This is a genomic window from Castellaniella sp. WN (assembly GCF_054457555.1).
On sequence record NZ_JBTKZC010000001.1, the window covers coordinates 12,107 to 39,071 of the forward strand.

General features: G+C 66.7%; 26 protein-coding genes and 1 tRNA gene. 10 read left to right on the forward strand and 17 right to left on the reverse strand.

Annotation, left to right across the window (positions count from 1 at the left end):
- Positions 1-61 precede the first annotated feature (61 nt).
- Positions 62-1,042 carry a TRAP transporter substrate-binding protein gene (locus tag ACTPOE_RS00060; RefSeq protein WP_458870011.1) on the reverse strand — a complete coding sequence of 327 codons (981 nt, stop codon included), beginning with the start codon at positions 1,040-1,042 and terminating at the stop codon, positions 62-64.
- 243 nt (positions 1,043-1,285) lie between these two features.
- The gene (locus ACTPOE_RS00065; protein ID WP_458870013.1) at positions 1,286-1,957 is read right to left on the reverse strand and encodes a GntR family transcriptional regulator; all 672 of its coding nucleotides are present in this window, start codon (positions 1,955-1,957) and stop codon (positions 1,286-1,288) included.
- A 138-nt stretch (positions 1,958-2,095) separates the two neighbouring features.
- Between ACTPOE_RS00065 and ACTPOE_RS00070 the strand changes: the two genes are divergently transcribed.
- The 4 genes from ACTPOE_RS00070 (at position 2,096) to ACTPOE_RS00085 (ending at position 6,966) form a co-directional block, all read left to right on the forward strand.
- On the forward strand, positions 2,096-2,860 hold the full coding sequence (locus ACTPOE_RS00070) for a LamB/YcsF family protein (protein WP_458870015.1): 765 nt from the start codon (positions 2,096-2,098) through the stop codon (positions 2,858-2,860).
- Positions 2,857-4,584: a 5-oxoprolinase subunit B/C family protein gene (locus ACTPOE_RS00075; protein ID WP_458870017.1), complete on the forward strand. Its 1,728-nt coding sequence runs from the start codon at positions 2,857-2,859 to the stop codon at positions 4,582-4,584. Before ACTPOE_RS00070 ends, ACTPOE_RS00075 begins: the two co-directional genes overlap by 4 nt.
- Entirely contained in the window at positions 4,581-6,353 is a 1,773-nt protein-coding gene (locus tag ACTPOE_RS00080) for an acetyl/propionyl/methylcrotonyl-CoA carboxylase subunit alpha (RefSeq protein ID WP_458870019.1), read from the forward strand. The genes ACTPOE_RS00075 and ACTPOE_RS00080 overlap by 4 nt, the downstream gene beginning before the upstream one ends.
- 136 nt (positions 6,354-6,489) lie before the next feature.
- A complete protein-coding gene (locus ACTPOE_RS00085) occupies positions 6,490-6,966 on the forward strand; it encodes a hypothetical protein (protein WP_458870021.1) in 477 nt (158 codons plus the stop codon).
- A 37-nt stretch (positions 6,967-7,003) separates the two neighbouring features.
- On the opposite strand, the gene ACTPOE_RS00090 is transcribed toward ACTPOE_RS00085, so the two are convergent.
- A complete protein-coding gene (locus ACTPOE_RS00090; protein ID WP_458870023.1) occupies positions 7,004-7,945 on the reverse strand; it encodes a DMT family transporter in 942 nt (313 codons plus the stop codon).
- Between the two features lie 219 nt (positions 7,946-8,164).
- On the opposite strand from ACTPOE_RS00090, the gene ACTPOE_RS00095 reads away from it, so the two are divergent.
- From ACTPOE_RS00095 to ACTPOE_RS00115, 5 genes are all read left to right on the forward strand, one after another.
- Complete coding sequence (locus ACTPOE_RS00095; RefSeq protein WP_458870025.1) at positions 8,165-9,280, forward strand: TRAP transporter substrate-binding protein; 1,116 nt, start codon at positions 8,165-8,167, stop codon at positions 9,278-9,280.
- 47 nt (positions 9,281-9,327) lie between these two features.
- Positions 9,328-10,515: a CaiB/BaiF CoA transferase family protein gene (locus ACTPOE_RS00100; protein ID WP_458870027.1), complete on the forward strand. Its 1,188-nt coding sequence runs from the start codon at positions 9,328-9,330 to the stop codon at positions 10,513-10,515.
- Positions 10,516-10,604: 89 nt separating this feature from the next.
- Entirely contained in the window at positions 10,605-11,201 is a 597-nt protein-coding gene (locus tag ACTPOE_RS00105; RefSeq protein WP_458870029.1) for a TRAP transporter small permease subunit, read from the forward strand.
- Positions 11,198-12,850: a TRAP transporter large permease gene (locus tag ACTPOE_RS00110; protein ID WP_458870031.1), complete on the forward strand. Its 1,653-nt coding sequence runs from the start codon at positions 11,198-11,200 to the stop codon at positions 12,848-12,850. The genes ACTPOE_RS00105 and ACTPOE_RS00110 overlap by 4 nt, the downstream gene beginning before the upstream one ends.
- Positions 12,851-12,900: 50 nt before the next feature.
- Complete coding sequence (locus ACTPOE_RS00115; protein ID WP_458870033.1) at positions 12,901-13,566, forward strand: GntR family transcriptional regulator; 666 nt, start codon at positions 12,901-12,903, stop codon at positions 13,564-13,566.
- Positions 13,567-14,001: 435 nt separating this feature from the next.
- On the opposite strand, the gene ACTPOE_RS00120 is transcribed toward ACTPOE_RS00115, so the two are convergent.
- From ACTPOE_RS00120 to ACTPOE_RS00130, 3 genes are all read right to left on the reverse strand, one after another.
- Positions 14,002-14,418 carry a type II toxin-antitoxin system HicB family antitoxin gene (locus ACTPOE_RS00120; RefSeq protein ID WP_458870035.1) on the reverse strand — a complete coding sequence of 139 codons (417 nt, stop codon included), beginning with the start codon at positions 14,416-14,418 and terminating at the stop codon, positions 14,002-14,004.
- A 56-nt stretch (positions 14,419-14,474) separates the two neighbouring features.
- Positions 14,475-14,651 (reverse strand): mRNA interferase, encoded by a 177-nt coding sequence (locus tag ACTPOE_RS00125; protein WP_458870037.1) that lies wholly within the window; start codon positions 14,649-14,651, stop codon positions 14,475-14,477.
- Positions 14,652-14,726: 75 nt separating this feature from the next.
- A complete protein-coding gene (locus ACTPOE_RS00130) occupies positions 14,727-15,062 on the reverse strand; it encodes a hypothetical protein (RefSeq protein ID WP_458870039.1) in 336 nt (111 codons plus the stop codon).
- A 12-nt stretch (positions 15,063-15,074) separates the two neighbouring features.
- On the opposite strand from ACTPOE_RS00130, the gene ACTPOE_RS00135 reads away from it, so the two are divergent.
- Complete coding sequence (locus tag ACTPOE_RS00135) at positions 15,075-15,254, forward strand: hypothetical protein (protein ID WP_458870041.1); 180 nt, start codon at positions 15,075-15,077, stop codon at positions 15,252-15,254.
- A 49-nt stretch (positions 15,255-15,303) separates the two neighbouring features.
- On the opposite strand, the gene ACTPOE_RS00140 is transcribed toward ACTPOE_RS00135, so the two are convergent.
- The 11 genes from ACTPOE_RS00140 to ACTPOE_RS00190 all read right to left on the reverse strand — a co-directional run bounded on the left by ACTPOE_RS00140 (position 15,304) and on the right by ACTPOE_RS00190 (position 26,868).
- Positions 15,304-15,380, reverse strand: a tRNA-Arg gene (locus ACTPOE_RS00140).
- Positions 15,381-15,460: 80 nt separating this feature from the next.
- Positions 15,461-16,468, reverse strand: a complete 1,008-nt coding sequence (locus tag ACTPOE_RS00145; protein ID WP_458870043.1) for an FAD:protein FMN transferase — start codon at positions 16,466-16,468, stop codon at positions 15,461-15,463.
- Entirely contained in the window at positions 16,465-17,022 is a 558-nt protein-coding gene (locus ACTPOE_RS00150) for a nitrous oxide reductase accessory protein NosL (RefSeq protein WP_458870045.1), read from the reverse strand. Before ACTPOE_RS00150 ends, ACTPOE_RS00145 begins: the two co-directional genes overlap by 4 nt.
- A gap of 35 nt (positions 17,023-17,057) precedes the next feature.
- On the reverse strand, positions 17,058-17,888 hold the full coding sequence (locus tag ACTPOE_RS00155; protein ID WP_458870047.1) for an ABC transporter permease: 831 nt from the start codon (positions 17,886-17,888) through the stop codon (positions 17,058-17,060).
- Positions 17,885-18,787 (reverse strand): ABC transporter ATP-binding protein, encoded by a 903-nt coding sequence (locus tag ACTPOE_RS00160; RefSeq protein WP_458870049.1) that lies wholly within the window; start codon positions 18,785-18,787, stop codon positions 17,885-17,887. Before ACTPOE_RS00160 ends, ACTPOE_RS00155 begins: the two co-directional genes overlap by 4 nt.
- Positions 18,784-20,070 carry a nitrous oxide reductase family maturation protein NosD gene (locus ACTPOE_RS00165; RefSeq protein WP_458870051.1) on the reverse strand — a complete coding sequence of 429 codons (1,287 nt, stop codon included), beginning with the start codon at positions 20,068-20,070 and terminating at the stop codon, positions 18,784-18,786. The genes ACTPOE_RS00160 and ACTPOE_RS00165 overlap by 4 nt, the downstream gene beginning before the upstream one ends.
- 6 nt (positions 20,071-20,076) lie before the next feature.
- On the reverse strand, positions 20,077-21,984 hold the full coding sequence (gene nosZ, locus ACTPOE_RS00170) for a TAT-dependent nitrous-oxide reductase (protein ID WP_458870053.1): 1,908 nt from the start codon (positions 21,982-21,984) through the stop codon (positions 20,077-20,079).
- A 57-nt stretch (positions 21,985-22,041) separates the two neighbouring features.
- Entirely contained in the window at positions 22,042-24,402 is a 2,361-nt protein-coding gene (locus ACTPOE_RS00175) for a 4Fe-4S binding protein (protein ID WP_458870055.1), read from the reverse strand.
- Between the two features lie 260 nt (positions 24,403-24,662).
- On the reverse strand, positions 24,663-25,298 hold the full coding sequence (locus ACTPOE_RS00180; RefSeq protein WP_458870057.1) for a DNA-3-methyladenine glycosylase: 636 nt from the start codon (positions 25,296-25,298) through the stop codon (positions 24,663-24,665).
- 4 nt (positions 25,299-25,302) lie between these two features.
- Positions 25,303-26,343 (reverse strand): adenosine deaminase, encoded by a 1,041-nt coding sequence (locus ACTPOE_RS00185; protein WP_458870059.1) that lies wholly within the window; start codon positions 26,341-26,343, stop codon positions 25,303-25,305.
- A gap of 144 nt (positions 26,344-26,487) precedes the next feature.
- On the reverse strand, positions 26,488-26,868 hold the full coding sequence (locus tag ACTPOE_RS00190) for a DUF423 domain-containing protein (protein WP_458870061.1): 381 nt from the start codon (positions 26,866-26,868) through the stop codon (positions 26,488-26,490).
- Positions 26,869-26,965 lie beyond the last annotated feature (97 nt).

A 26,965-nucleotide genomic window follows, 5' to 3' on the forward strand; every position in this document is an offset into this window, starting at 1 on the left:
GTCGGGGAACCGCGCGCCGGGCGGCGCGCGGCGGCGGCCGGTGGGCCGCCCGTGGATCGGATCAGCGGCTGGCGCGGTAGGCGTCCAGGATCTGCTTGCCTTCGTCGCCCGCCTTGGCGGTCCATTCCTGGATGACGGTTTCCCCGACCTTGGACAGGTCGGCCTTGAGTTGGGCGGAAGGCTCGACGATTTCCATGCCGCCGGCCTTCAGCTTGGCGATGGAGTCGGCGTCGACCTTGCGGGATTCCTCCCAGCCGCGCTTCTCGGCGGCGGCCGCGGCCTTCAGCAGGGCGTCGCGCGAGGCGGGGGACAGGGCCTCGACGGCCTTCTTGTTGGCGACCACCGCGTTCTTCGGGATCCAGGCCCGGACGTTGGTGAAGTACTTCATGTTTTCGTAGAGCTTGTTGTCCGCGCCGGTGGCGCTGGACGTGATCAGCCCTTCGATGACGCCGGTGGCCAGCGCCTGGGACAGCTCGGCTTCCTGGATGGTGACGGGCTGGGCGCCGACCAGTTCGCCGATGCGGGCGGTGGTGGGACTGTAGACGCGCCACTTCATGCCCTTCAGGTCCGTGCCGGAATTGATGGGCTTGTTGCTGTAGATGCTCTGCGGTGGCCAGGCCACGGCATACAGCAGCACCATGCCCTGCTGGTCCAGTTTCTTTTCCAGGGCGGGCTTTTGGGCCTGGTAGAGCTTCCAGGCCTCGTCGTAGTTGCCGGCCAGGAAGGGCAGGCCGTCCAGACCGAAGGGTTGCCATTCGTTCTGGAAGCTGACCATGAAGAATTCGCCCGCCTGGGCCTGGTTGCCTTGCACGGCGCGCTTGATTTCCGGCATCTTGAACAGGGATGCGCCGGAATGGACGGTGATTTTCAGGTCGCCCTGGGTGGCGGCGTCCACGTCTTTGGCGAACTGGGCCAGGTTCTGCGAGTGGAAATTGAAGGCGGGATAGGCCGAGGCCAGGTCCCACTGCGTGGCGGCCCGGACCTGGGCGGTGAGGCCCAGGCCGGCGACCAGGGCGGTGGCGAGGAAAATGCGGCGCTTCATGGGGGGGCTCCTGGAGAAGGATCGGGAGGGCATCGCCGCGCGACCGCGACCCGGCCCCGACGATGGCTGCCGACAAAGATAGACCATCGGCAGTCTGCCGTCGATCAGGGTTATCAACAATAAGATTGTTTTTGTAGTTGATGTAGCCTCTGATCGTTGATTTATTCTCTTATATTGTTGAACAATTTTGGTCCGGCATCGTATACGAGCGGCCGGCCAGGCATGCCGCAGGCGAGGAACGGGTCATTCGACGTGGGCGGAATAGACGGACAGCACCATGCGTTCGGACTGGGTCAGGTAGTTTTCCAGGTTCCGGGCCGCCGCCGCCGTGTCGCCGTGCTCGAACAGTTCCAACAGGCGGGCGTTCAGATCGACGAAGGGCGCATGCAGATATTCGGGATCGTCCAGCAGGCCGAAGGCCAGCCGCAATTCAGCCGAGATGTCGGCGAACATGGCCGACAGGCGCGCGCTGTCGGCCAGGGCCACGATGCTCGCGTGGAACAGCATGTTGGCCGACCCGACCTCCAGCCAGTCGCCGGCGTCGCGCATGCGGCGTGCGTGCGCCAGGGCCTGTTCCATGCGCTTGTGCGCTGGGTGGCGGGGCCATGCCTGGGCCAGGGCCTGGCATTCGATCAGACGGCGCACGCGGTAGATGTCGATGATGTCGGCGATCGACGGCACCACCACGGAGACCCCGCGGTTCGGCTCGTGGCGCAGCAGCCCTTCCTTGGACAGGATCCGGAAGGCCTCGCGCAGGGTGTTGCGCGAGACTTCCAGCTGCTCGCTCAGTCCCGCCTCGGACAGCCGCTGTCCCGCCCGCAGCTGGCCATGGATGAGCTGCTGGCGGATGGTCTCGGCGACAGTGTCGGTCAGGCTCGGCGCGACGGCGGGGCTGGGATAATGGCGGGGGTGCATGGCTGTCCTGGAAATCGCGGCGTGTGGAGGATCTTTTCGCCGCCGGGCCGCCGGGCCGCTGCCCGGGCGGGGATGAAATGTTGGCCGGTGGATCGTTCAACGATCCACCGATCATTTTTGCAATGATAAGGAACGCACATGGACTTGAACAGCGATCTCGGCGAAAGCTTCGGCCCCTGGCGCATGGGCGACGACGCCGCCATGCTGGACATCGTCACCAGCGCCAACGTGGCCTGCGGCTTCCACGCCGGGGACCCGGCCGGCATCCTGGACACCCTGCGCGCCGCGGCGGCGCGCGGCGTCGCCATCGGGGCGCACGTGGCCTATCCCGACCTCGCCGGCTTCGGCCGGCGCAACATGGACCCATCCAGCCGCGAACTGGTGGCCGACGTCATCTACCAGATCGGCGCCCTGCAGGGCCTGGCCGCCGCGGCGGGCACCCGGGTGACCTACGTCAAGCCGCATGGCGCCCTGTACAACACGATCGCGCACGACAGGCGCCAGGCGGAAGACGTCATCGCTGCGCTGCTGGAACTGGACCCCGGCCTGGTCCTGATGGGACTGGCCGGCTCGCCCCTGCTGGACTGGGCGCGGGAGAGCGGCCTGCGGGTGGTGGCCGAAGCTTTCGCCGACCGGGCCTACACCTCCGGCGGAGCGCTGGTCTCGCGCCGCGAGGCGGGCGCCGTGCTGCACGATCCCGCCCAGGTCGCGGACCGCATGCTGGATCTGGTGCGCACGGGCGGGATCACCGCCATCGACGGCAGTCGCGTACACCTGCGGGCCGATTCCATCTGCGTGCACGGCGACAGCCCGGGCGCCGTGGCCATGGCGCGCGCGGTGCGGCAAAGGCTGGAATCGGCCGGCGTCGCGCTGGCGCCGTTCGCGGACGCGCGGGCCGCATGATTTCCGTCCGTTGCCTGCCGGCCGGCGATGGCGCCGTGCTGGCTGAACTTGGCTCGCTGGACGAGACCCTGGCGCTGTTCCAGGCGCTCGGCGAGCGGCCCGCCGGCGTGGAGGACGTGATTCCCGCCGCCCGCACGCTGCTGGCGCTGTTCCGGCCGTCCGCCCTGACCGCGCGGGACGTGGCGGCCTGGCTGCGGCGGGCCGCCGCCGGCCTGGAGGCGGTTTCCGGTGGCGGGAACGGCGTATCCCGCCCGCGTTCGGACGCGGTTCCGGCCGCGGCCGCCCGGCGCGTGGAGATTCCCGTGCGCTACACGGGCGAGGACCTAGAAGCGGTCGCCGGACTGCTCGGCCTGAGCCGCGCCGAACTGATCGAGCGTCATACTGGCAGCGACTACCTGGCGGCCTTCGCCGGCTTCGCGCCGGGCTTCGTCTACCTCGCGGGCGGCGATCCCCGCTTCCACGGCGTGCCGCGCCGCGCCGCGCCGCGCGTGCGCGTGCCGGCGGGCTCGGTGGCCGTCGCAGGGGATTTCAGCGCCGTCTATCCGTCCGACAGCCCGGGCGGCTGGCAGTTGCTGGGCGTCACGCCCTTGCGCATGTGGGACATGGGCAGGGCCGAACCGGCGCTGGTTCAGCCGGGGTTCCGGGTGCGCTTCCGCGATCTGGACGCGGCCGGCGCGGTCCACAGCCTGCCGGGCCTATCGGAGCCCGCTTCCGTGCGTGCCGCCGGGCCGGCCGGCGGGGCGGGCGATCTTTCCGCCGGCGTGTCCCGGGCATCGGAGCGCGGCGCGTCCGGCCCGGCCGCGCCGTCCGTGTGTTTCGAGGTCCTGGCCGCCGGCCTGCGGACTTTGGTGCAGGACCTGGGCCGTCCCGGCCTGACCGGCATGGGGGTGTCCCTGTCCGGCGCGCTCGACCGGAGCGCGCTGCGCGCGGCCAACCGGATCGTGGGCAATCCGGCCGATGCCGCCGTGCTGGAAAACGCCCTGGGCGGCCTGCGCCTGGCGTGCCGGGGGCGCGCCGTGGTGGCCGTCACGGGCGCCCGGGCGGAACTGAGCCTGATCACGGCGGCGGGCCTCCGCCTGCCGGCGGCCCCGGGCCGCCCGCTGGCGCTCGACGACGGCGATGAACTGCGTGTCGGCGCGCCGAGCGCCGGGGTGCGCTGCTATGTGGCCGTGCGCGGCGGTTGGGATGTGGCGCCCGTACTGGGCAGTCGCGCCACCGACACCCTGGCGGGGATCGGGCCGGCGCCGTTGCGCCCGGGCGACCGGCTGCCGGTGGGCGCCGCCCCGGGCGGGACGCGGCCTGGCGCCGTCCAGCCCGGCGGCGAGGCCGTTCCGCCCTTGCCCGGGCGCGGCGACCTCGTCACCCTGGACATCGTCCTGGGACCGCGCGCGGACTGGTTCACTCCGGAGGCTCTGGCGCTGCTGTCCGGACAGGAATGGACGGTCACGCCGCAGTCCGACCGGGTCGGCATGCGCCTGTCGGGCGCGGAGCCCCTCGCGCGCGGCCGCCAGGGGGAACTGCCCAGCGAAGGTACCGTGGCCGGCGCGATCCAGGTGCCCGCCGGCGGCCAGCCGGTCCTGTTCCTGGCCGACCATCCGCTGACCGGCGGCTATCCGGTGATCGGCGCGGTCGTCGGACGCGACCTGGATCGCGCCGCCCAGATTCCCGTGGGCGCCCGCCTGCGTTTCAGGCCCGTCGGGCCGTTCGAGGAAATCCTGCCATGATCCGTAAAGTCCTGATCGCCAACCGGGGCGAAATCGCCGTGCGCATCGCGCGCGCCTGCGCCGACCATGGTGTGCGTTCCGCCGCCGTCTACGCCGACGATGATGCCGATGCCCTGCATGTGCGCCGCGCCGACGAGGCCTGGGCACTGGAGGGGCGCCGTCCCGCCGAGACCTACCTGGACATCGGCAAGCTGCTGGCCGCCGCGCGCCGGGCAGGGGCCGACGCCGTGCACCCGGGCTACGGTTTCCTGTCCGAGCGCGCGGAGTTCGCGCGCGCCGTGATCGATGCGGGCCTGGTCTGGATCGGACCGCCGCCCGAAGCCATCGAAGCCCTGGGCGACAAGGTGGCCGCGCGGCGGATCGCCCAGGCCGCGGGCGCGCCACTGGTCGCGGGCACCGACGGGCCGGTCGCCAGCGCCGCCGAGGCCCTGGCCTTCGCCGAGGCGTATGGCCTGCCCATCGCCATCAAGGCGGCGTTCGGTGGCGGCGGGCGCGGCCTGAAGGTGGCCTGGCGGCTGGACGAGGTCGCCGAGCTGTACGAATCCGCCGTGCGCGAGGCCACCGCCGCTTTCGGGCGGGGGGAATGCCTCATCGAGCAGTTCCTGGACCGGCCTCGCCACATCGAGGCGCAGGTGATCGCCGATACCCATGGGCGGGTGGTGGTGCTGGGCGACCGCGATTGCTCGCTGCAGCGGCGCAATCAGAAGCTGGTCGAGGAAGCGCCCGCGCCCTTCCTGTCGGATGGGCAGCGTGCCCGCATCCACGAGGCCGCCCGCGCCATCTGCGCCCGCGCGGGCTACGCCGGCGCCGGGACGGTGGAATTCCTGCTGGCGCGTGACGGACGCATTTCCTTCCTCGAGGTCAACACCCGCCTGCAGGTCGAGCACCCCGTGACCGAGGAGACTTCCGGCCTGGATCTGGTGGTCGAACAGTTGCGCATCGCCGACGGCCTGCCCCTGTCCGTCGAGTCCACGCCCGCGCCGCGCGGGCACAGCCTGGAATTCCGCATCAATGCCGAGGACCCGGGGCGCGGCTACCTGCCGATGCCGGGCCGCGTCAGGCGTTTCGCGCCGCCCTCCGGACCGGGCGTGCGGATCGACAGCGGCGTGGAGTCCGGCTCTCTGGTGCCGGGCGCGTTCGATTCGCTGATGGCCAAGCTGATCGTCAGTGGCGCCACGCGGGAGCAGGCCCTGGCCCGCGCGCGCCGCGCCCTGCGGGAATTCGAGATCGAGGGCGTCGCTTCCGTGCTGCCTTTCCATCGCGCCGTGGTGGATCAGGCCGATTTCATCGGCGCGGACGCTTTCCGCGTGCATACGCGCTGGATCGAAACCGAGTTCGCCGTCGATCTGGCCGATGCGCCCCGGCCCGAAGCGCCGGACGCGGCGCCGATGCTGCGCACCTTCGTCGAGATCGACGGCCGGCGCGTATCTCTGGGGTTGCCGGCGGGGGTGCTGGGCATGGAGGCGGCTTCGCTTCGGGGCGCCGCGCCGGGTGTATCCGGCGTCGGTCCGGATGCCGGCCGTTCGTTGGGAGCCGGGCCGCGGGACGCCGGGCCGGGCGGGCTTCCGGCGCCGATCAGCGGCGCACTGCTGGCCTGGAAGGCCGGCGATGGCGTGGCGGTCGAGGCCGGCCAGGTGCTGGCCGTGATGGAGGCGATGAAGATGGAAACCCAGGTTCTGGCACCCGTGGCCGGCGTGCTGCGCCAGGCCGTCCCGGAGGGTGCGTTCGTCGAGGCCGGAAGCCAGCTTGGACGGGTCGAGGCCGGATAGCAGGCCGGGAAAGCTCGCGGGCTCCGGTGGGCATCCGCCGATGCCGGGGTAAAGACTCCGGCTGTCCGGCCGTAGATTCCGGTGCGGGCTCGCCGGCTCCGTTCCGCATGCCGGGGCCCGCGGCCGGGACGACGCCATGAACCCCCTCGATCCGCTTTCTTCCGCCGTGTCCTCGGCGGCCGGCTCCGCGTCCATCGGCGGCAAAGCCCTGGCCGGGGACGCGTTCCTGGTCCCGCCGGCCTCGGCCCGGACGTCGATTTCCGATCTGGGGCGGGCGCTGTCGGGGGTCGCGTCCAGAACCTCGTCGAATGCCGCGAATCGCTACCAGGACATCGACGACAGCGACCTGCCCGACGCTGTCAAGAGCCTGTTGCGGATGATCCGGGATCTGCGGGAACGGCTGGCCGAATTGGCGCGGGAGCTGCAGGCGGTCCAGGCCGACGAAAACATGGATCCCGAGGCCAAGCGCGCTCGCCTGCGGCAGATCCAGGCGCAGATGGGCACGCTGAACGGCGCGCTGGTTTCGGCTACCCAGAAATTGTCCAGCCTGATGCGGGAGATGAAGCTGGACAAGGCGCAGCAGCTGGCCGCCGCGCAGTTGGCGCTGCGCTGAGCGGCAGCCGGCCCGGAGAGGAGCCGGAAGCGTCCGGTCAGACGGTCTTGCCGGGCCGGGCCCGCGCGGCGCCGTTGCGGCGCCACTCGATGAGGCCGATCGTGATGCCGCTGGCGCACACGACGGCGATGCCCAGCCAGGACACCGGGTCGGGAAACTGGCCCCAGATCAGCCAGCCCAGCGCGGCGGCACTGACGATCTGGAAATAGACGAAGGGCGCCAGCAGTGAGGCGGGCGCCCGCCGGTAGGCCTGGATCTGCAGGAAGTGTCCCACGCAGCCCCAGAACCCGGTGCCCAGGAGCACCAGCCATTGCGGCGTGGAGAGCCGCCCGGCCAGCGCCGCGAGATCCCGCCAGTAGAAGGGCAGGACCAGCATCATGACGGCGCTGCCCACGGCGCCACTCCAGATCAGGGTCGTGTAGGGATCGTCCACCGCCACCCGGCGCGATGCGATGTACTGCAAGGCCAGTGCGCAGGCCGTCATCAGGCCGAACAGTGTGCCCACGGGGTCCAGCCCCGAGCCCGGACGCACCACCACCAGCACCCCCAGGAGCCCGATCACCGCCGCGACCCAGCGTGACATGAAGGGGGGCTCCCTGAGCGCCCAGGGCGCGATCGCCAGCACGATCAGGGGCGCCAGGAAATTGATCGCGGTGGCCTGGCCCAGCGGCAGGTAACGCACCGTGGTGAAGAACAGCATGGTGGCGGCCAGCATGGATAGCCCGCGCGCGACCTGCGCGCGTGGCCGGATGCAGCGCAGGGTTTTCCATCCCCGAGCGGGGATGATCGTGATCATCGTCAGTGCCACGTGCACCCCGTAGCGCACCAGGCATACCACCGACAGCGTGACCCCGATGTCGGTGCCCATCAGGTACTTGCCGCTGGCGTCCAGGCCCGACAGCGCCCACATGGATACGACCAGAAGCAGGACGCCCGCCAGGGTCTGGCGGGCGGCGGGACTGGTGGGTGATGGGGGCACGGGGGGTCTCTGATAGCGCGAGGTTCTCACTATAGGCCACTTCCGCGGTGGATGGTAATCGGGCGGTCCGTGCGTGCCATCGTGGCGCTGGTGCCGCCGCCGGCTGGTGTCGGCATGTTGACATGGTGAAGTGACGATCTTATGATGCATACACTTTCATTAAAAGTGTATGCACTTTATTGTGAAAGAAAATATCCAATAAGCTAAAAGGAGAGGGTCATGACAAAGGATGAGACATCCCGGCGTGCATTCATGCGGACTGGGTCGGCAGTGGCGATGGCGACGATGGCGGGCGCGGCTTTGCCCGCAAATGCGGCTTCCGAGCCGCGAATCAAGTGGCGTCTGGTATCCAGCTTCCCGACGACGCTTGATGTGATACATGGGGGTATCGAGCAGCTTGGGCGGCGGGTTAAGGAATTGACGGACGGGAAGTTTGAAATCAGCGTGTTCCCCGCAGGAGAAATCGTCCCCGGCTACCAAGTGCTCGATGCTGTTCAGCAAAGCACGGTCGAGTGCGGGGTCACCTGCGGTTTCTATTATCTGGGCAAGCTTCCGGCCCTGGTGTTTGATACCTGCCTCCCTTTCGGGATGACCCCTCGCCAGCAGGACGCCTGGATGAGCTATGGCGGCGGCCTCGAGCTCATGCGTGAGTTGTATGGTCAATTTGGCGTTCTGCAGTTTCCGTGCGGCGGGACGGGGGCGCAGATGGGTGGCTGGTTCCGCTCGGAAATCAAAAGTGCGCGGGATCTCAAGGGATTGCGCATCAGGACGCCGGGTTTCGTCAGCGAGGTTTATGCGAGGCTCGGCGCCGTGCCGCAGCAGATCGCCCATAGCGACGTCTATTCTTCCCTCGAGAAAGGCACGCTCGACGCTGTCGAAATCATCGGTCCGCATGATGACGAAAAGCTTGGCTTGTGGAAGGCCGCCAAGTTTTACTACTCCCCCGGCGTGCTGGAACTCGACGCGCAACTGAGTTTCATCGTGAACAAGAGTCGCTGGGACAGCCTTCCGCCGTCCTACCAGGCGGCGATCGCCACCGCGAGCGCAGAGTCCCGTTCCAAGATGATCGCAAAGTATGACTCGGTGAATATCGCGGCGCTGCGGCGGCTGCTCGCCAATGGCGTCAAGCTGCGCTACTGGCCTGAGGATGTAGTCAAGGCCATGTATGAGGCGACGGGGGATCTCCTGCGGGAAAAGGCGCGGGCCGATCCCTTGTTCGCGAAGGTCCACAAGCACTGGGAGGACTTCCGGGCGAGCCAGTCCCTGTGGTCGTCCATCAATGACGCGGCCGCCGAACACTACGTCATGACACTCGCCAAACCATCAGGCAAGTAAAGCCTTGATGCTTCGATATCGTGATTTGGAATAGTCTTGGAGAAGAAATGACCACCGCCTTGCAAGGTATCAAGATTCTGGAAATGACGAGGTTCATCGCGGGGCCGTATGCGGGCAGCGTGCTGGCGAGCCTGGGCGCGGACGTCGTCAAGATCGAGCCCCCGGACGGGGATGTGGTGCGCAGTTTCGGTCCGATGAAGGCTGGGATCGGACTCCCGTTCGAGATGATGAATCACAATAAAAAGAGCCTCGTCATTGATTTGAAGAAACCCGGCGGGCGGGAAGTCGTCTACCGTATGGCCAAGGACGCCGACATCGTTCTGGAGAGTTCCCGGCCAGGGACCGCGGAGCGGCTGGGGGTCTCCTACGAGCGGCTGAATGAAATCAATCCCCGGCTCATCTATTGCTCGATCTCCGGCTTCGGCCAGGATGGACCTTACCGCGGGTTGGGCGGCGTCGATATCGTGGCTCAGGCGATGGGTGGGCTGATGGGCATCACCGGCGAGCCGGGCGGCGAGCCTGTCAAGGTGTCTCAGCCCGTCGCCGACTATGGCTGCGGCATGTGGGCGGTGATAGGCATTCTCGCGGCCCTGGAGGCTCGGCGGCACACGGGTCGTGGGCAGCGTGTCGATTCCGCCTTGCTGGATACCCCGATCGCATGGTCGCTCTGGGAGGCTTCCCGGTATTTTGGCCTGGGGGAGATTCCCGGGCCGCTGGGATCTTCGCATCGCAATGTTGCTCCGTACCGAGCCTTCCTTTGCGCCGATGGCCGGCATGTGGTCGTCGGCGCCGCAAGCCAGGCGCTTTGGGAAAAGCTCTGTCAGGCTTTGGATGTGCCGGCGCTGCTTGCCGATGAGCGTTTCGGATCGCCGCCGTTACGCGTGCGCCACCGGACCGTCCTGGAGGCTGAACTCGAGCCACTGTTTCGCAAGAAAACGAGCGAGGCATGGCTGTCCGTCCTGAACGCGGCGTCTGTGCCTTGCGGATTGGTGAAGCGTTACGACGAGGCAGTCAACGATCCCCAGGTGAGGCGCAGAAAAATGATCGCGGATGTCCATCATTCGAAGGCTGGCGCGCTCAGTATCCTGGACGTGCCGGTCTATCTGTCCGACACGCCGAGGGTTCCCGTGTCGCAGGCCCCCGGCCTGGGCGAGCATTCGACCGAGGTGTTGGAGGGCTGGGGTTTCAGGGATGACGAAATCCAGGCGCTGCTGGCCGGGAACGTCGTGGTGTAAAGACGTGCATCGCGCGCATGAGCGGATCGGGTGCGGGCATCTCTCGAGTCCCGCGCGATTCCGCCGGTGCCGCCCATGGGGGTTCTGTGATGAGAGCATTACTGTGTTTCTCCGAATTCGTGGACAACTTGTCCGCTCGGGTCGGGAAATGGGTGTATCGGCTTGTGCTGGTCATGGTTTTGATCAGTGCGTTCAATGCGGTCATCCGCAAGGCGTTCAGATACAGCTCCAATGGTTTGCTGGAGGTTCAGTGGTACCTGTTCGCGGCAGTCTTTCTGCTGGGGGCGGGATACACCCTGATGCGCAACGAGCATGTCCGGGTGGATGTGCTGGTGGGCCGCTTGACAGGTCGGGCGCAGGCCTGGATTGACATATTCGGGACGATTTTCTTCCTTCTGCCCATGGTGATTTTGATCTGTTGGCTTTCCTGGCCTCAATTCGTGGAGTCGTTCGTGCGCGCGGAGGTGTCCTCGAACACCGGGGGCCTGATCGTCTGGCCCGCCCGTTTGCTGATACCCACTGGATTTTTCCTGCTCGGCTTGCAGGCGCTCTCGGAGCTGGTCAAGCGTGTCGCTTATTTGCGGGGCATGGGACCGGACCCCCGGGAACTCGCGGCCCGCGTTCCGGACGGAGCAGCCGAAAGTATGGACGGCCAGGCCGCCCGCCCGGAAGGGGATGCGGAATGACACAGTTACTGATTGAAAATATCGCGCCGCTGATGTTCGCTGCGCTGGTCATCGTCCTGCTGCTCGGTTATCCGGTCGCGTTTTCCCTGGCCGCGGTGGGGATCGGGTTCGGCGCGCTGGGGATTCATCTCGGCTTGCTCGAACCTTCGCTTGCGCAGGCCCTGCCTCAGCGGATATGGGGGATCATGTCCAACGACACCCTGCTGGCCATTCCTTTTTTTACATTCATGGGCCTCATCCTGGAGCGCAGCGGGATGGCGGAGGATCTGCTGGATACGATCGGGCAGCTCTTTGGGCCGATACGAGGCGGATTGGCCTATGCGGTCATCTTCGTCGGCGCGCTTCTGGGAGCGACCACCGGCGTTGTCGCAGCCTCCGTCATTTCGATGGGGTTGATTTCCCTGCCGATCATGCTCCGGTACGGCTATGATCGGCGTTTCGCCAGCGGCGTGATCGCGGCTTCGGGCACCCTGGCCCAGATCATCCCGCCTTCGCTCGTTCTCATCGTCATGGCCGATCAGCTCGGCCGGTCGGTCGGGGACATGTATGCGGGGGCGTTCCTGCCGGCGGCTTTGCTGGTCGTGCTCTATATCGCGTTTGCGATCGGCGTCGCAGTGCTGAAGCCCGCCTGGGCGCCGGCGATGCCCGGAGACGCCGTTATGCTGCGGGAGTCTTCGGAACGGAGCGGCCTCAGGTCGCTGCTGGTGCTCGTCGTCCTGGCCACGCTCCTCTCGGTCGGAGTGATGCATGCTCAGCTTCCCGATGACACTCCCACGGACGAGAAGGTCGTCATCCTGGTCCTTTTGATCACCGTCATCTCCTTCCTGGCTGCGGCGCTGTGCCGCGTGTTGCGGCCGGGCCTGCTCTCCAGGCTGGCGGAACGGGCAATTTTTGTGCTGGTCCCGCCGCTGGTGCTGATTTTCCTGGTCCTCGGCACGATTTTCCTCGGCGTGGCCACTCCCACCGAAGGTGGCGCCATGGGAGCGGTAGGCGCCCTGGCCATGGCGATATTCCGCAAGAGGCTGTCCTGGAGCTTGCTGAAGCAGGCGATGGATGTGACAGGAAAGCTGTCTACTTTCGTCCTGTTCATCCTGGTGGGCGCCCGTGTGTTCAGCCTGACGTTCTATGCGGTAGAGGGGCACCTCTGGGTCGAAAATCTGTTGCTCGGACTGCCGGGCGCACAAACCGGCTTCCTGATCGTCGTCAATGTCCTGATCTTCCTGCTGGCCTTCTTCCTGGATTTCTTCGAGCTTGCGTTTATCGTCATACCGCTGCTGGCGCCCGCAGCCGAAACGCTGGGCATCGATCTAGTCTGGTTCGGGGTCCTGATCGCGGTCAATTTGCAAGCCTCGTTCCTGCATCCGCCGTTTGGATTCTCGCTGTTCTTCCTGAGGAGCGTCGCTCCTGATAAGGACTATATCGACAAGGTCAGCGGAAAGCGGACGGCGAAGGTTACCCTGGGGCAAATATACTGGGGGGCCATTCCCTTCATCCTGATCCAGATACTGATGATCGCGATCCTCGTGGCTTTTCCGGAAATCGTCATGGTCTACAAGAGCGGCGCATCCATGGTCGATCCCGATGCCGTCCAGATCGAGCCGCCTTCGCTCGAGCGGATCAGCCCGATCACCGGGCTGGGAGGAAACTGAATGAGCTGTATGTCGCGATCCATTAAAATCCATGCCATGAAGAAACGGATATGAAGAAGCAGCAGTCCGAAATCCTGCGCGATGCAATCGAGGAAATGGTTGCGACGGGCGAACTCAAGCCCGGTCAATATCTCGAGGAAGGCGAGCTAGCGAAAAGATTCGAGGTGTCGCGCACACCGATCCGCGAGGCGCTATTGCAGCTCGGTTCGGTGGGCATAGTCGAGATACGCCCGCGTCGGCGGGCGCGTGTGGCGCAATTCGACCCGCATCTGCTCGTCGAGATGTTCGAGGTGATGGCCGAGCTTGAAGCGATGTGCGGAAGGCTCGCCGCCCGACGCATGTCGGCCGAGGAGCTTGAGGAACTCGCGCTCGCCAACGAGAACTGTCGCGAGGCGCTGTCGGAGGATCACCAGGATGCGTATTACTATGCCAACGAAAAATTCCATGAATTGCTGTATATCGGCAGCAGGAACCGCTGCTTGGCCGAACAAGCCAGGAATCTGCATCGCAGGCTGAGGCCGTACCGCAGGCTTCAGTTGCGATTACGCGCGCGCGTCAGCCAGTCGTTCGAAGAGCACTGCGCCATTGTGAAGGCGCTGCAAGAGCATGATGAAAAGACGGTCGACCACCTGATGCGGACGCATATCACGATGCATACGCAGCGTTTTTCCGAATTGATGGCATTCCTTGCTTCAGTGGGAAATCACGAAGGCTGATGCCCCGGTGGCGAGGCCAAAGAAAAAACCGCCTGGGCGTTGGACTCTAGTGTCCTGTCTGGCTAATTCCGATCCTTGCCTTCGGCGCCCGGGCTGGCCATGCTGCGTTGCTTGTCCACCTCACCGCTTGCAAGCGGTTCGGATTCGTCAGGCACGGAGCAGTCCGCAGGGACTGCTCCGTGTCCAGACTCATCCTCGCGATAGCACCGGCTATCGCCGCGGTTTGCGCCTTGCCTGACAAGCCCATGCATCCGAATTCAAGTGACCAAACTCACCAGACAGGACACTAGGTCGATAGCGGCTTGGGCGGGCGCTGCGGGGCGCCGGCAGCCCGCAGGCGCAGCGCAGCGTGTCTGTCTGATGTCTTGCGTGCTTGGGACGAAAAAAAGCCGCCAATTCAATTTGGCGGCTGATCCCGGCTGATCGGTGGGGCGCTTACCTGATCGTGATTTCCAGTTCGCGGCCCAGAGTGGACAGTGCATGCCCGATGGTGTCGATCTTCGTCGTGTGTGCCAGGTTGACGATACGGTTTACATCCTGCGGCCGGGTGCCGAGTCGGCGCGCGAGCTCTGCCGGCGTGACGCCCTGGGCCAGCATTTCATTGAGCAGCAGAACCTTGGCCGAGGCGCTGGCCGGCAGTGCGATCAGGCGTTCGCCCTTGCGTGGGGCTGACGCGGGCGGCACAGGCCGGCGGTCCTCGAAGTAGAAGTCCATTGCGGTCAGCAGCGCGTCGGCGGCTATTTCCAGGGCTTCGGCTTCGGTGTCGCCTTGAGTGATGGCTTCCGGGATGTCCCGGAAGGTGACGACGAAGCCGCCTTCCGGGGCTTCCTCGAAATGGGCAGGGTAGAACATGCTGACTCCTATGTCTGGTGCGGTACGATCGCCCAGCCCCTTGCGGGACCGGGCTGTCATTTGAGTTTCAGCTTTTTCTTCACACCATCAACCAGGGGCTGTTTCAGTTCCTTGGCCGGGTGCCTGGGAATGATGGTTTGCTCGCCGTTGAGGTAGATCTTCGTGTGGTTTGTATCCTCTTTGAAGGTTGCCCCCTGGGCGGCGAGCCATCGCTTGAACTCGCTTTGCTTCACCGTACCTTCCACTATTGAACATGGAGATATCATAAACAAAATTGCTTATTAATACAAACATTTTTGTTTATAATTTTAAGTGGAGCCAGTCTGTTGCCTCTCCAGCACATACGGCCGGAACCGCACCACGTCCTCGCCAACCCACTCATTGACCTCTGCGAAGCGCTGCTGCAGCGGGCGCGGGACGAAGGTGGCCGCCAGGATGTCGCGCTTGACGTAGATGGCGGATGAGTGGTGAGGGCTGACGCGGAAGGACTTCGCCAGACCGTCCAGGCTGAGCGGTGGCGAATACCGCTTTCCCATGTCCAGCGCCTGGACATAGTCCAGCAGGTTTCGGTCCAGCGCGTGCATGCAGGTCCAGGCCAGGTCGGCGTGGCCGAGGAGCGCACCCAGGACGAGATCCTGTGGCATTCCAGGACCGACATGACCGCGCTGTATGCCGTCGCCCGGATCCGCGAGATCTACGATGCGCTGGAGTCGATCGCGGTGGAAGGGCAGGCAGGGGAAACCATCAACCTGCTGGCGATCATGCGCCGCGCCCAGATGCGGGCCGTCGCGGAAGAAGTCACGCAAAAGTCACGCAGCCAAAGAAAAACCGCCTAGGCGTTGGCCCCTAGGCGGTTTCCAACCCGTCGAGACGACAGGGCAATTCTGGCGCGGCTGGCAGGATTCGAACCCACGACCCCTTGGTTCGTAGCCAAGTACTCTATCCAACTGAGCTACAGCCGCTAAAGAAGCGAAATTATAACGTGCTTTTTGAGGCTTGTCACATCGCTTTTCATGGCACTTTTTCAAGCGCCTTTTCCCGGTCACCCCAGGCGGATCAGACCGCCGTCATCCGGCGCCATCAGCCATGCCTGGACTGGAAAGCGCGAAATCATATCACGGATCATGTCGGCGGGCATCTGGGAGAAGGCCGTGGACAGTGCGTCGGCGGTCGTCGCGTCGGCCGCGCGCACGGTGACGCTGCGCCAGCGCGGCGTCGCCTCGCCCGTATGAGGATCGAACAGGTGCGTGAAGCGTCCGGCGGGATCCAGCGGCGTGCCGTAGCCGCCCGAGGTGGCCAGCGCCCGGTCGCCCAGGTCGATGGCCTCCAGGACGCGGGAGGGGTTCCGGGGATCGGCGATGCCGGCGCGCCAGGGGCGACCGGGCGCGGGCGAGCCCAGGCCGCGGGCTTCTCCCAGGTCGATCATGGCGTGCTCCAGGCCGTTGGCCCGCAGCAGCTCGGTCACCCGGTCGGTAATGTAGCCCTGGGCGATGCCGTTCAGGGTCAGCGCCATGCCCGGGCGATCCAGCACGATGGCGTCCTCCTCGACGCGGATGGCTCGGTAGTCCACCTTGGTGAGCGTGGCCCGCAGCTCGGCGGGGTCCGGGGGCAGCGGCCGGCCGGCGAGCACGCGAGCGGCGTACAGATCCCACAGCACCTGCACGCTGGGGTCGAAGAAGCCATCGGTCCGTTCGCCAAAGGCGATGACCTGCGACAGCAGACGGCTCAGGTCCGGCGGCGGCGCGTCCAGTCGGCCCGCGCGGTTCAGGCGCGTCAGGGCGCTGTCCTCGAGGTACAGACTGAAGACCTGTTCCAGGCGATGGACTTCGGCGATGGCCATGCGCACCAGCCGTTCGGCGTGGGCGCGGTCGGGATGCAGCAATTGCAGTTGCGCATCGGCGCCCAGGGCGACGCCGTTCCAGACGACCGGTTCGGGCAGGGAGGCGGGATCGCGCAGGGCGGCGCGCAGGGTGCCGGGCCCCACGAGGGCGGCGCTGGCGGCCAGGATGCCGAGGAACCGCCGGCGGCGGGGAAGATGGGATGTATTCATGAGGGTGCTCCGACGGGTTCGCGGTCCGTGCTGGGGGTAAGTTCGGGGGCGCGCAGGACGTAGTCCTCCGGCATGTCCTTGAAGCCGACGATGCGCCCGCCGTAGCGATCGGCGTAGGCTCGGGCGTCTTCCAGCCGGGCGAAGGGCAGGGCGTCGGGCGCGCCCATGCCGCCGACCGCGTTGCTTTCGATCAGGTAATGGGCGGTGCGGGCGTCGATCCAGGCATCGGCCGGCGGGTTGCCGTCCGGGCCCGCGCGGCCCATATCCTGCACGTAGATGGCGAGGATGGCCTTGGGCTCCTCGGGCAGCAGGGTGTAGGCGAAGACTTCGCGGATGGTGGAGAACCAGACCGGGACGTCCCGGTCGCGCAGGAGGATCTGGCCCTTGGGGCCGATATGTTCGTAGAGGTTCATGCCGCAATAGTGGCCGACGGCCTCGTCGGTCATGGCCACGGGTGAGGGGGGAAGGGAGGACGTGCCGCCGCCGTCGCCGCAGCCGGCCAGGACGGTGGCCAGCAGGGCCGCGCCGATCAGGCGCGCAGCCTGCTTCTTCATGGCGCATCCCGGACGCCCGGGGCGTCCAGGAACGCTCATAGCGACCTCCGGTTGAAGACCAGGGCCGCCAGGCCGAGGGGGACGACGATCCACAGAATCTGGGCCAGCAGCAGGACACCGGTGGACAGCGACGCCTGGTCGCTCAGGCCGGCCATGCCGGCGAACATGGCGATGTTCTCGTGGCCGGTCAGGTTCAGCAGGCGGTAGACGTCGGTCGGGTTGAACAGCAGGATGCCGTTCAGCAGCGGGGCCGTGATGATCCGGCCCTGGTCGGCCACCAGTACGCCCAGCAGCACCATGTCGTAGATCACCACCAGGAACAGCCAGACGCCGATGGCGACACCGGCGGCCGTGGCGCGTTCCTGGACCAGGGCGCTGATCAGGTAGCCCAGCGACAGGAAGCTGGCGCCCAGCAGGATGCTGGCGGCGATCAGCAGGACGAAGGGCGTCCAGGCCTCCAGGTCCAGCCCGCCATGCACCAGTTGCAGCGCCAGCCCGGCGATGCCGTAGCCCGCCACCGTGGCCATCGCCAGGATGGACAGATGGCCCAAGAACTTGCCCGCCATGACCTGGCGCCGCGCGATGGGGTAGCTGAGCAGCAGGGCCATGGTGCCGCGGTCGATCTCGCCCACGATGGCGTCGTAGGACAGCAGCATGGCGATCAGCGGGATCAGGAAGATCGACAGGCTGGACAGGCTGACGACCGTGACGGTCAGGGGATCGACCTTGACGGTGCCGGTCGGCGCGCTGCCCAGGAAGCCGAGCGACAGGGCCAGCATGGCCAGCAGCGCGGTGATGGCCAGTACCCAGCGGTTGCGCAGGCCGTCGCGGATTTCCTTGCGGATGAGGATCAGGGTCGGATTCATGCGTCCTCCCGGCGCAGGAATTGCGCGTACATTTCGTCGAGCCCGGGGTGTTCCAGTTCGATGTCGCGGATATCGGGCATGGCCTGGGCATCGCGCAACTGGCGCAGCTTGTCGGCCTCGGAGCAGGTCAATTCGATGCGGCAGGCGCCGATGCGCCGCCAGCCTTCGGGGACCTGGATGGGGTCCGTGTCCAGCGTCAGGCGGATGCGGACCGGCAGGTCGGCCTCGCGGCGCAGGTCGCCCAGGGTGCCGTCGGCGATCTTCTGGCCCTTGCACATGACGATGACGCGGTCGGCCAGGCCTTCGAGCTCGGCCAGGGCGTGGGTGGACAGCAGGATGGCGGCCCCGGCGTCGCGCAGTTCGCGGACGATGTCATAGAACAGCAGCCGGGAAGCCGGGTCCAGGCCGGTGGTGGGCTCGTCCAGCAGCAGCACCCGGGGCGAGCCGAGCAAGGCCTGGGCGAGGGCCAGGCGCTGGCGCATGCCCTTGGAGTAGCCGCCCACCCGGCGCCGTGCGGCCTCGGCGATACCCACGCGCGAGAGCAGGGCGGCGTTGCCGTCCGTGGACAGGCCCTTCAGGTGGGCGTAGAAGGCCAGGGTCTCGGTGCCTGTCAGCGACGGGTGCAGGGCGACGGTTTCCGGCAGGTAGCCGATGTGGCGGCGGACACGGGCGGCGGCCGGCGTGCCGGCGGTTTCGCCCAGGACGCGGACCGAGCCCGCTTCCGAGTGGATCAGGCCCAGGATCAGCTTGATCAGGGTGCTCTTGCCGGCGCCATTGTGGCCGGCCAGGATCACGCATTCGCCGGGTTCGATGAACAGGCTGACGTTGTCCACGGCTCGCATCGCGGCGTAGCGTTTGGTGACCGATCGCAGTTCGATCGGGGGCGCTGTGACGGTCATTGCAGGGCCTCGAATTTTTTCAGGGTCGGCGTGGACGGGATCCCCATGAGGGGGGCGCTGTCGATCACGCCGCCGGGCAGGATCGCGGGGAACTGGGACTGGGCCCAGCGGACGATGGAGACGGCCGGGCTGTTCAGCAGCAGCCGCGCGTTGGGCGCGCGCCAGACGACCTGGTCGATCAGGCCGTTGGGGCGGTAGGCGGTGTCGGCGATGCCGTCGCCGTTCAGGTCGAAGGCGGACAGGTCGGACCAGTAGTTGCCGCGGCCGTCCCGCGACCATTCCAGGTAGCGGGTGCCGACGTATTTCACCTGGTTCTGGTTGCCGACGAAGGCGTTGCCGAAGATTTCATTGCCTTCGGAACCGGTGTAGTGGACCCCGATTTCACAATCCTGGAAATGGTTGTCGGACAGGATGTTGAAGTTGGAGTTGTAGACGAAGACGCATTTCTCGGCATCGACCATGACGTTGCCGGAAATGGTCGAATAATCGGTGGCGTTGAGCATCAGGCCCTGGAACTTGCTTTTCACGGCGATGTTGTTCAGAACCTTGAGGCGGCGCGAGAACATGATGGCGTAGCCGATCTCGTTGCCGATCGACACATTGTCGCTGACTTCGCTGTCGTTGGTATACATGTAATGCACTGCATAGCGTACTTCGCGGAAGGTGTTGCGGGCGAACACATTTTGCATGCTGTTGTTGGAATAGATGCCGTCGCGGCCTTCGGAGATGTCGTTGTCGACGATCTTCGAGCCGGGCGCGTTCCAGACGGTCAGGCCGTTGCCGCGCTCGTTGACGCGCAGGCCGGTGTTGCCGACGATGCGGTTGTGTTCGACCAGGGCATCCTTTACGCCCCATAGATAGACGCCGACGGAATTGTCGATGATGTCGTTCTCGACGATGTGCGCGCGGGTGGCCGTCTTGTCGAGAAAAATGCCGGCGTCCATGTCCACCAGGCTCAGCCCTGAATGGCGGATGGTCAGGCGCCTGAGGGTGACGTCCTCGGCCTGTATCCAGACCGTGCGGCCCTTGCGTTCGCCCAGGATGCGGGCACCGCGGTCGGCGGGGCCCTGGAGAATCAGGGGCTTGTCGATGATCACATTGCCGGAATAGTCTCCGGGGGCCAGGCGCAGCGTGTCGCCCGGCGAGGCCGCCGTGATCGCGGCCTGCAGGCTGGAGCCCGCGGGGACGTCGATCACGGCGGCCACCACCGCCCCGGGCATGGCGCACAGGATCACCATGGCGGCCAGGGCCGCCCGCAGGCCGGGGACGGTGATGGAACGCATGGTCGATCAGGCCTTCTTCGGTTTCACGTACATCTGGCCGGACATTTCCATGTGCAGCGCGTGGCAGAACCACTGGCAATAGTACCAGTGCACGCCGGGGCGCGAGGCCGTGAAGGTGACCGAGGCGGTCGCCTGGGGTCCGATTTCCATGGCGAGGCCGTAGCCGCCCAGCGTGAAGCCGTGGGTCAGGTCCTCGATGCGCTCCATGTTGGTGACCACGACGGTGACTTCGTCGCCTTCATTGACTTCGAAGTTCGTCAGGCTGAACACCGGCGCCACGGCGACCATGTAGACGCGCACCTTGTTGCCGTCGCGGATGACGTTGGCGGCGGATTCCAGGGTGACACCGTCCTTGGCGGCCATCTGGCGGACATCTTCCCACATGGGATCGTTGCGGTCCCAGATGTGCTTCGGGCGGACCTTGGAGCGGTGCACCAGCAGCATGTCGTGCGGCTCGGCGAAGCTGGGGCCGTCGTGCACCAGCTTCATCTCGTCGCCGGAGATGTCGATCAACTGGTCGTTTTCCGGTTTCAGAGGGCCGACGTTCAGGAAGCGGTCCTTGGAGAACTTGTTCAGCGACACCAGCCACTTGCCGTCGGCTTCCTTGGTCTCGCCCATCGTGGTGTGATTGTGGCCGGGCTGGTAGTGCACGTCCAGTTTCTGGATGATCGGATCGACCTTCTCGCCCTTGTAGGCGCGCTTGGCCTTCTCGATGTTCCACTTGCACATCTGGCTGTCGATGAACAGCGTGGTATAGGCATTGCCGCGGCCGTCGAAGGCCGTGTGCAGGGGGCCCAGGCCCAGCTGCGGTTCGGCCACGACCACGTCGCGCTCCTTGATCTTGTCGTCGAACAGATCGTCGAGCTTGCGCACGTCGATCACCGTGACGGTGGGCGAGAGCTTGCCGTTGAATACCACGTGGATGCCGTCGGGCGCGGCGTTGCAGCCGTGCGGGGAGTTCGGCACCGGGATGTAGCGCGTGTACTTGGAACCCTTGCGGCCGTCGATGACGGGCACGCCGTTCATTTCCTTGTAGTCGCCCTTCTTGACCGCTTCCTCGATGCGCTTGATGTTGAACACCACCGCCCAGTCCTGCTCGTTGGCGGACATTTCGGTGACGGTCAGGCCCTTTTCCGAGTTGTAGCAGGTGGCGAAGGAGTACTTGCCCTGGTAGTCGGCGTCGCCGTTGTCCAGGTTGCCGTCCACCAGCACTTGCCAGGCCACCTTCATGGTCTCGCCGTCCACCGCGGTGTAGATGGCCCAGAAGTTCTTCTTCGGGTCGTCCATCACGGAGCCGTCGTTGGGCAGCGGCACGATGTGCTCACCGTTGGCGAACACATAGCCGGTCTTCGGGTAGCGCTGCGGGCGCAGGCCGTGGATGCCGTCGGCGTTCGGGATTTCGACGATCTTGTCGGTCTTCATCACGTCGCAGCGGATGCGGGCCACGCGGGTGTTGGCCTTGTCGTTGATGTAGATGTAGCGCCCGTCGTAGGTGTTGTCCGTGAAGGACATGTGGGGGTGGTGGGCGTCGCCGTTGGGCAGCACCGGCATGTGGTTGTCTTCGAGGAACTTGCGCGTCTCGGGCGTCAGGCTCTCGTTGAGTACTTTGCGGCTTTCATTGGTGCGGCCCCAGCCCGTGGCGCTGCACATGTTGAAGACCGGGATGCGCATCAGTTCGCGCATGGACGGCAGGCCCAGGATGCGCACCTCGCCCGACTGGCCGCCAGAATTGAAGGCATAGTATTCGTCCAGATCGCCGGGAGCGACCTCGACACTTTGGTGGCCCTTCTTCTTGTCATCCTTGGCATTGGCCGTCAGGTGGGTCGCGCCGACGGCGGCGGCCCCCGTTAGTGCGGCAGTGCCGAGGAATCCCCGCCGGCTGAGGCCGGATTTGTCGCTGGTGTGGTCGGACATGGTGTTCTCCCTAGGGTTGTAGGCATAGCGTCCAGGCGCGATGGCCGGGGTATGGCGCTATGGGTTCGACGAAACTGGTTGCGGTTCGGCAGACGGATCGCGCGGACGCACGGTCGGTTTGCGGCTGGCGACGACCTCGCCGGGGATGCCGGCGTCGGGCGGCGGCGCCTTGTGGCGCTTGAGCTTGGCGTTCTTCTGGATCAGGTGCGGGCAGCGCTTTTCGTTGTTGTAGAGCTGCTGGCAGTTCAGGCACTGGATACATTCGTTCGGATTGATGTCGCCTTCCGGATTGATGGCCTGCACGGGGCAATCCACGGCGCACAACTGGCAGGGGTTGCCGCAGGTCTTGTAGCGGCGCAGCCAGTCGAAGATGCGCAGCCGCGCGGGGATCGCGAGGGCCGCGCCCAGCGGGCACAGGTAGCGGCAGTAGAAGCGTTCGATGAACAGCCCCGCCAGCAGCAGCACGGCGGCGAAGACCACGAAGGGCCAGTCGCGCACGAATTTGAGGATGATCGCGGTCTTGAAGGGCTCGACCTCGGCGAACTTCTCGGCCGTGCCCAGTTCGTACAACGAGATGCCGAACAGGACCAGGAAAATGAGGTACTTCAGGCCGGCCAGGCGGGTGTTCAGGCCATGCGGCACCTTGATCTGGGGCACATGCAGCTTCTTGGCGGCCTGGTTGGTCAGTTCCTGCAGGGCGCCGAAGGGGCACAGCCAGCCGCAGAACGCACCGCGGTTCCAGAAGATCAGGGACATCGCCGTGGCGATCCACAGGATGAACACGATCGGGTCCATCAGGAAGTATTCCCAGCTGAAGTCCGTGCGCAGCGATGTGGTGAAGGTGAGCACGTTCACGACCGAGAGCTGCGCCTGGGCGTACCAGCCGATCCAGAACAGCGTGAAGATCAGGAACACCGTGCGGAAACGCTTGTAGAAGACCTCGTGCTTGACGATCTGGTTCTGGAAGAAGAACACCGCGATCAGGGTCAGCAGCGCGATCGAGACAATGGCGATTTGGACGGTCTTGGCGAGCCAGATCTGCTTCCACAGCGCCGGGGCGGCTTCTTCCGCGTCCTGCTGGTCCATGGCCGCCGCCGGGGCGCCGGTCGTGTCGCCGGCGGGCGGCGCGGCCTGCGCGGCGGGGGCCTCGGCCTTGGTGTAGGACTTGGGCAGGTCGTAGTTCAGCACGAAGGCCGTGAAGGCTTTTTCTTTTACGCTGACCACGCGCTGTACGGTGAGCTGCAGGCGCCACGGCTCGACCGGGTCGAAGGCGGCGTCCGTCGGGACGGTGAACAGCGCCACTTCGCGGAAGCCGGGCGCGCCGGCGGCCATCAGGTCGGCCAGCCGCTGGTGATCCAGATCGGTGAAGCGGAAGCTGTTCTCGTCCTGGATGACCTCGATGCGGTCGAACACGCCGCCGCGCACGTAGCCCGATCCCTTGAAGGAATAGCCGTTGCCGGCGATCAGGATGGCCTGCTGACCGGGCGCGAGGCGGTCGCGCAGGTAGCCGTACTCGGCTTCGCCCAGCAGGCTGCGGCCGATCGCCGGCGCGCTGACCAGGGCGGCGTAGAGGTCGATGAAGGTATCCTCGGGGTCGCCGGGCTCGGGATGGTCGATGGCGCCCTTGCGGCCGGTTTCCTCGAAAGCCTTGTTGACGTCGGCCACGGTCAGGCGCAAGTGCCCGACGGCGCCGGATTTCAGCAGGGCGTCCCAGGACTCCGTGCCGGTCTGCGCCATGTCGATGACGCGGTGCTCGGCGGCGGCGGCCTGGGCCTGGCCTTCCTGGCCGATGCCGTAGTGGCGGGCCACGGCCAGCACCGAACGGGTCAGGCTATCGCCGATGACCATCAGGGTGACGGTGGCGCCGCTGATGATGTCCACGGGCGGCGGCGCGCCGGGGCGCGGAGGCTCCTTGACGTAGTTTTTGCCGACGTAGCCTTCGATGAAGGCCTGGACCTTGGCTTCCGGGATACCGATCAGCACGATGGGCTCGTGGTGCTCGACCAGCCTGGCGCCGACGATCTCGCCGTCCAGGGACAGGCCCACGACGATGTCGATCGGCTTGCTGGAATAGCCCCGGGTATTGACGATGTCGGTGGTCAGGTAGACGTAGCCGACCATCTTGTCGCCCGTGTAGGCGCGGGCGACCGCGGGCTTGCCTTCCGGCGGCCCGATACGGTCGGCGCCGGGGAAGATGTCGCCGGGCTTGAGGTTCTTCAGGAACGCGCCCAGCCGGGGGCCGGCCCCGAGGGGGGTGCCGCCCTGGCCGAACTTGAAGGCTTGCTGCGCACCGCCCGCCTGGGGCGCGGATGCCGCCCCGGCCGGCGGGGCGATCAGACAGGACCACAGCAAGATCAGGGAAGCGATCCAGAACAGGCAGTTGGATCGTGACTGTCGGGGTGTGGCGAAGCGGCGCATGAAGGTGGCGGGATCGGTGGTTGGAAGATGTCGCCATCCTAGCCGTAGGGGTTAACCTTGGTCTTGCGCCGGATCAAGAAAGCCTTAAAAATGGCTGAATCATGCGGCCGTCGGGAATTCGTCGGAGACCCGCCGGGAATCTATCGCGGATCCGTCGGGGATGCGGGGCGGTCTGTGCGGATCGTCGCGCCGGGCGAACCCTGGTGAACTGCGTGCCGCGAGACGGTTGTACCGCCGCCACGGAAGGGTTGTACCACAGCTCAGGCGGATTTCCCGCCGCGCGGCGCCCGGCTGACGGCCGGATGGCCGGGGACGAAGAAGCGCAGCGGCTTCGCGGCCCATTCGCCCGCGTAGTCCACCCCGATGCGCGGGCTGGCGGCGATGTCGGCGGGGTCGGGGGCGTCGTCCCGCGCGAGCCACAGCGTGTCGCCGCACAGGTCGATGCCGTAATGGCTCCGGGTCACGCCCATGGCGCGGCACAGCCGGCCGGGACCGCTGGTGGAGGCGTCCAGGCCCCGGACGGGCGCCAGTGCCCGCAACAGCACGGCCGTGCCGCTGCCCTCGGGGCCGGTGACGACGTTCATGCAGTGATGCATGCCGTAGATCAGGTAGACGTAGGCGTGGCCCGGCGGCCCGAACATGGCCTTGGTGCGGGCCGTGCGCCCGCGCGAGGTGTGGGCGGCCAGATCGCCGGGGCCCAGGTAGGCTTCGACCTCGACGATGCGGCCGATGCGCGGGCCATCCGGCGTGTCGTGCACCAGCAGGCGGCCCAGCAGGTCGCGGGCCACGGTCTCGGCGGGGCGGTCGTAGAAGGCGCGGTCGAGCCGCCGGCAGTCGCCCTGGATCGGGTCGGCGGGCGTGATGAGCCGGGCGAGCTGGGCGGGGTTGAGCATCATGGGATCAGCTCCGGCCCGCCGCGGCCGACAGCCGGTCCAGCAGCGCGGCCTGTTCGGCCGCCGGCAGGAACGAGGCCTTCAGGCTGTTGGCGGCCAGCGTGACCAGTTCGTCGCGGGACAGGTCCAGGGCCTCGGCGCTGGCGATGTAGTTGTCCAGCACGTAGCCGCCGAAATAGGCTGGATCGTCGGAATTCAGGGTGACCACGGCACCCGCTCGCAGCAGCCGGGCCAGGTTGTGGTCGCGCAGGTCGCGGACCACGCCCAGCTTCAGGTTCGACAGGGGACAGACCGTCAGGGGCACGTGGCGCCGGATCAGGTCCTGCAGCAGCGCGGGATCCTCGCCGCTGCGCACGCCGTGGTCGATGCGGGCGACTTTCAGCGTGTCCAGGGCGCCGCGCACGTACTCGGGCGGGCCTTCTTCGCCGGCGTGGGCCACCAGGCGGAAGCCCAGCGCGGCGCAGCGGGCGTAGACCCGGGCGAATTTTTCCGGGGGGTTGCCGCGCTCGGACGAATCCAGGCCGATGCCGATCCACAGGTCGGCGTAGGCTTCGCGCAGCGGCAGGGCGGCCTCCAGCGTGGCGAGGGCCTCATCCTCGGACAGGTGGCGCAGAAAGCTGAGCAACAGGTAGCTGCTGATTCCCAGGGTGTCGCGGGCCTCGCGCAGGGCGCGCGCCAATCCGGCGAACACGGTCTCCAGCGCGATGCCGCGCCGGGTGTGGGTCTGAGGGTCGAACATGATTTCGGCGTGGACGACCCCGTCGGCGTGGGCGCGGCGCAGATAGGCCGCGGCCAGGTCGTGGAAGTCCTGCTCGGTGACCAGGACGCCGGCCCCGGCGTAGTACAGGTCCAGGAAGGACTGCAGGTCGGTGAACCGGTAGGCGTCGCGGACGGCCTGGACGTCCGCGTAGGGCAGGGCGACGCCGTTGCGCCGGGCCAGATCGAACATCAGTTCCGGCTCGAGCGTGCCTTCGATGTGCAGGTGCAGTTCGGCCTTGGGCAGGGCGCGCAGCCAGTCGCGCCATTCATGATCGGGGGATGCGGCCATCGGGATTCCAATCGGGGCTAGGCGGGCCTTCATTATAGGGAACCTCCGAGCAAGTCTCCGCGCCTTGCGGCCCGTCCCGAGCCGCGGCGTCCGCTCGCTGCCCGACTGGTTCGGAGGTTCCCCGGGCCAGGGCGGGGGGCTCGTTCAGACCCCCGGGCCGCGCCAGGCCGCCCAGGCGAGCGCCAGCCAGGACAGGATCATCAGCAACCCGCCGATCGGCGTGACGGCGCCCAGGGCGCGCACGCCCGTCAGCGCCAGCGCGTACAGGCTGCCGCTGAAGGCGAGCAGCCCGGCCAGCATCAGGCCGCCCGCCCAGGCCGCCGGAGCGGGCGCCAGGCGCGGCCAGAGGGCGGCCACCAGCAGCAGTCCGGCGCCATGGATCAGCTGGTAGTGGGCGGCCGTGCGCCAGACCTCCAGCAGGTCGGGGGCGACCAGGCGTTTCAGCCCGTGCGCGCCGAAGGCGCCGGCCGCCACGCCCAGCGCCAGGACCAGGGCGCCGCACAGAATCAGGTAACGGGGAGTCACATCAGGCCTCCGGGATGAACGACGGATCGATTGTATCCGCGCGGCTTGTCCGCCGCCGGAAATCGCGGGTAGACTGGGGTCGTGCTCGTGTCCGGAG

Bases quoted from the DNA above. Each gene is read 5' to 3' on its own strand.
- ACTPOE_RS00060 (WP_458870011.1), bottom strand. From the start codon at position 1,042: ATGAAGCGCCGCATTTTCCTCGCCACCGCCCTGGTCGCCGGCCTGGGC.
- ACTPOE_RS00065 (WP_458870013.1), bottom strand. From the start codon at position 1,957: ATGCACCCCCGCCATTATCCCAGCCCCGCCGTCGCGCCGAGCCTGACC.
- ACTPOE_RS00070 (WP_458870015.1), top strand. From the start codon at position 2,096: ATGGACTTGAACAGCGATCTCGGCGAAAGCTTCGGCCCCTGGCGCATG.
- ACTPOE_RS00075 (WP_458870017.1), top strand. From the start codon at position 2,857: ATGATTTCCGTCCGTTGCCTGCCGGCCGGCGATGGCGCCGTGCTGGCT.
- ACTPOE_RS00080 (WP_458870019.1), top strand. From the start codon at position 4,581: ATGATCCGTAAAGTCCTGATCGCCAACCGGGGCGAAATCGCCGTGCGC.
- ACTPOE_RS00085 (WP_458870021.1), top strand. From the start codon at position 6,490: ATGAACCCCCTCGATCCGCTTTCTTCCGCCGTGTCCTCGGCGGCCGGC.
- ACTPOE_RS00095 (WP_458870025.1), top strand. From the start codon at position 8,165: ATGACAAAGGATGAGACATCCCGGCGTGCATTCATGCGGACTGGGTCG.
- ACTPOE_RS00100 (WP_458870027.1), top strand. From the start codon at position 9,328: ATGACCACCGCCTTGCAAGGTATCAAGATTCTGGAAATGACGAGGTTC.
- ACTPOE_RS00105 (WP_458870029.1), top strand. From the start codon at position 10,605: ATGAGAGCATTACTGTGTTTCTCCGAATTCGTGGACAACTTGTCCGCT.
- ACTPOE_RS00110 (WP_458870031.1), top strand. From the start codon at position 11,198: ATGACACAGTTACTGATTGAAAATATCGCGCCGCTGATGTTCGCTGCG.
- ACTPOE_RS00115 (WP_458870033.1), top strand. From the start codon at position 12,901: ATGAAGAAGCAGCAGTCCGAAATCCTGCGCGATGCAATCGAGGAAATG.
- ACTPOE_RS00120 (WP_458870035.1), bottom strand. From the start codon at position 14,418: ATGTTCTACCCTGCCCATTTCGAGGAAGCCCCGGAAGGCGGCTTCGTC.
- ACTPOE_RS00130 (WP_458870039.1), bottom strand. From the start codon at position 15,062: ATGCCACAGGATCTCGTCCTGGGTGCGCTCCTCGGCCACGCCGACCTG.
- ACTPOE_RS00135 (WP_458870041.1), top strand. From the start codon at position 15,075: ATGACCGCGCTGTATGCCGTCGCCCGGATCCGCGAGATCTACGATGCG.
- ACTPOE_RS00145 (WP_458870043.1), bottom strand. From the start codon at position 16,468: ATGAATACATCCCATCTTCCCCGCCGCCGGCGGTTCCTCGGCATCCTG.
- ACTPOE_RS00150 (WP_458870045.1), bottom strand. From the start codon at position 17,022: ATGAAGAAGCAGGCTGCGCGCCTGATCGGCGCGGCCCTGCTGGCCACC.
- ACTPOE_RS00155 (WP_458870047.1), bottom strand. From the start codon at position 17,888: ATGAATCCGACCCTGATCCTCATCCGCAAGGAAATCCGCGACGGCCTG.
- ACTPOE_RS00160 (WP_458870049.1), bottom strand. From the start codon at position 18,787: ATGACCGTCACAGCGCCCCCGATCGAACTGCGATCGGTCACCAAACGC.
- ACTPOE_RS00165 (WP_458870051.1), bottom strand. From the start codon at position 20,070: ATGCGTTCCATCACCGTCCCCGGCCTGCGGGCGGCCCTGGCCGCCATG.
- nosZ (WP_458870053.1), bottom strand. From the start codon at position 21,984: ATGTCCGACCACACCAGCGACAAATCCGGCCTCAGCCGGCGGGGATTC.
- ACTPOE_RS00175 (WP_458870055.1), bottom strand. From the start codon at position 24,402: ATGCGCCGCTTCGCCACACCCCGACAGTCACGATCCAACTGCCTGTTC.
- ACTPOE_RS00180 (WP_458870057.1), bottom strand. From the start codon at position 25,298: ATGATGCTCAACCCCGCCCAGCTCGCCCGGCTCATCACGCCCGCCGAC.
- ACTPOE_RS00185 (WP_458870059.1), bottom strand. From the start codon at position 26,343: ATGGCCGCATCCCCCGATCATGAATGGCGCGACTGGCTGCGCGCCCTG.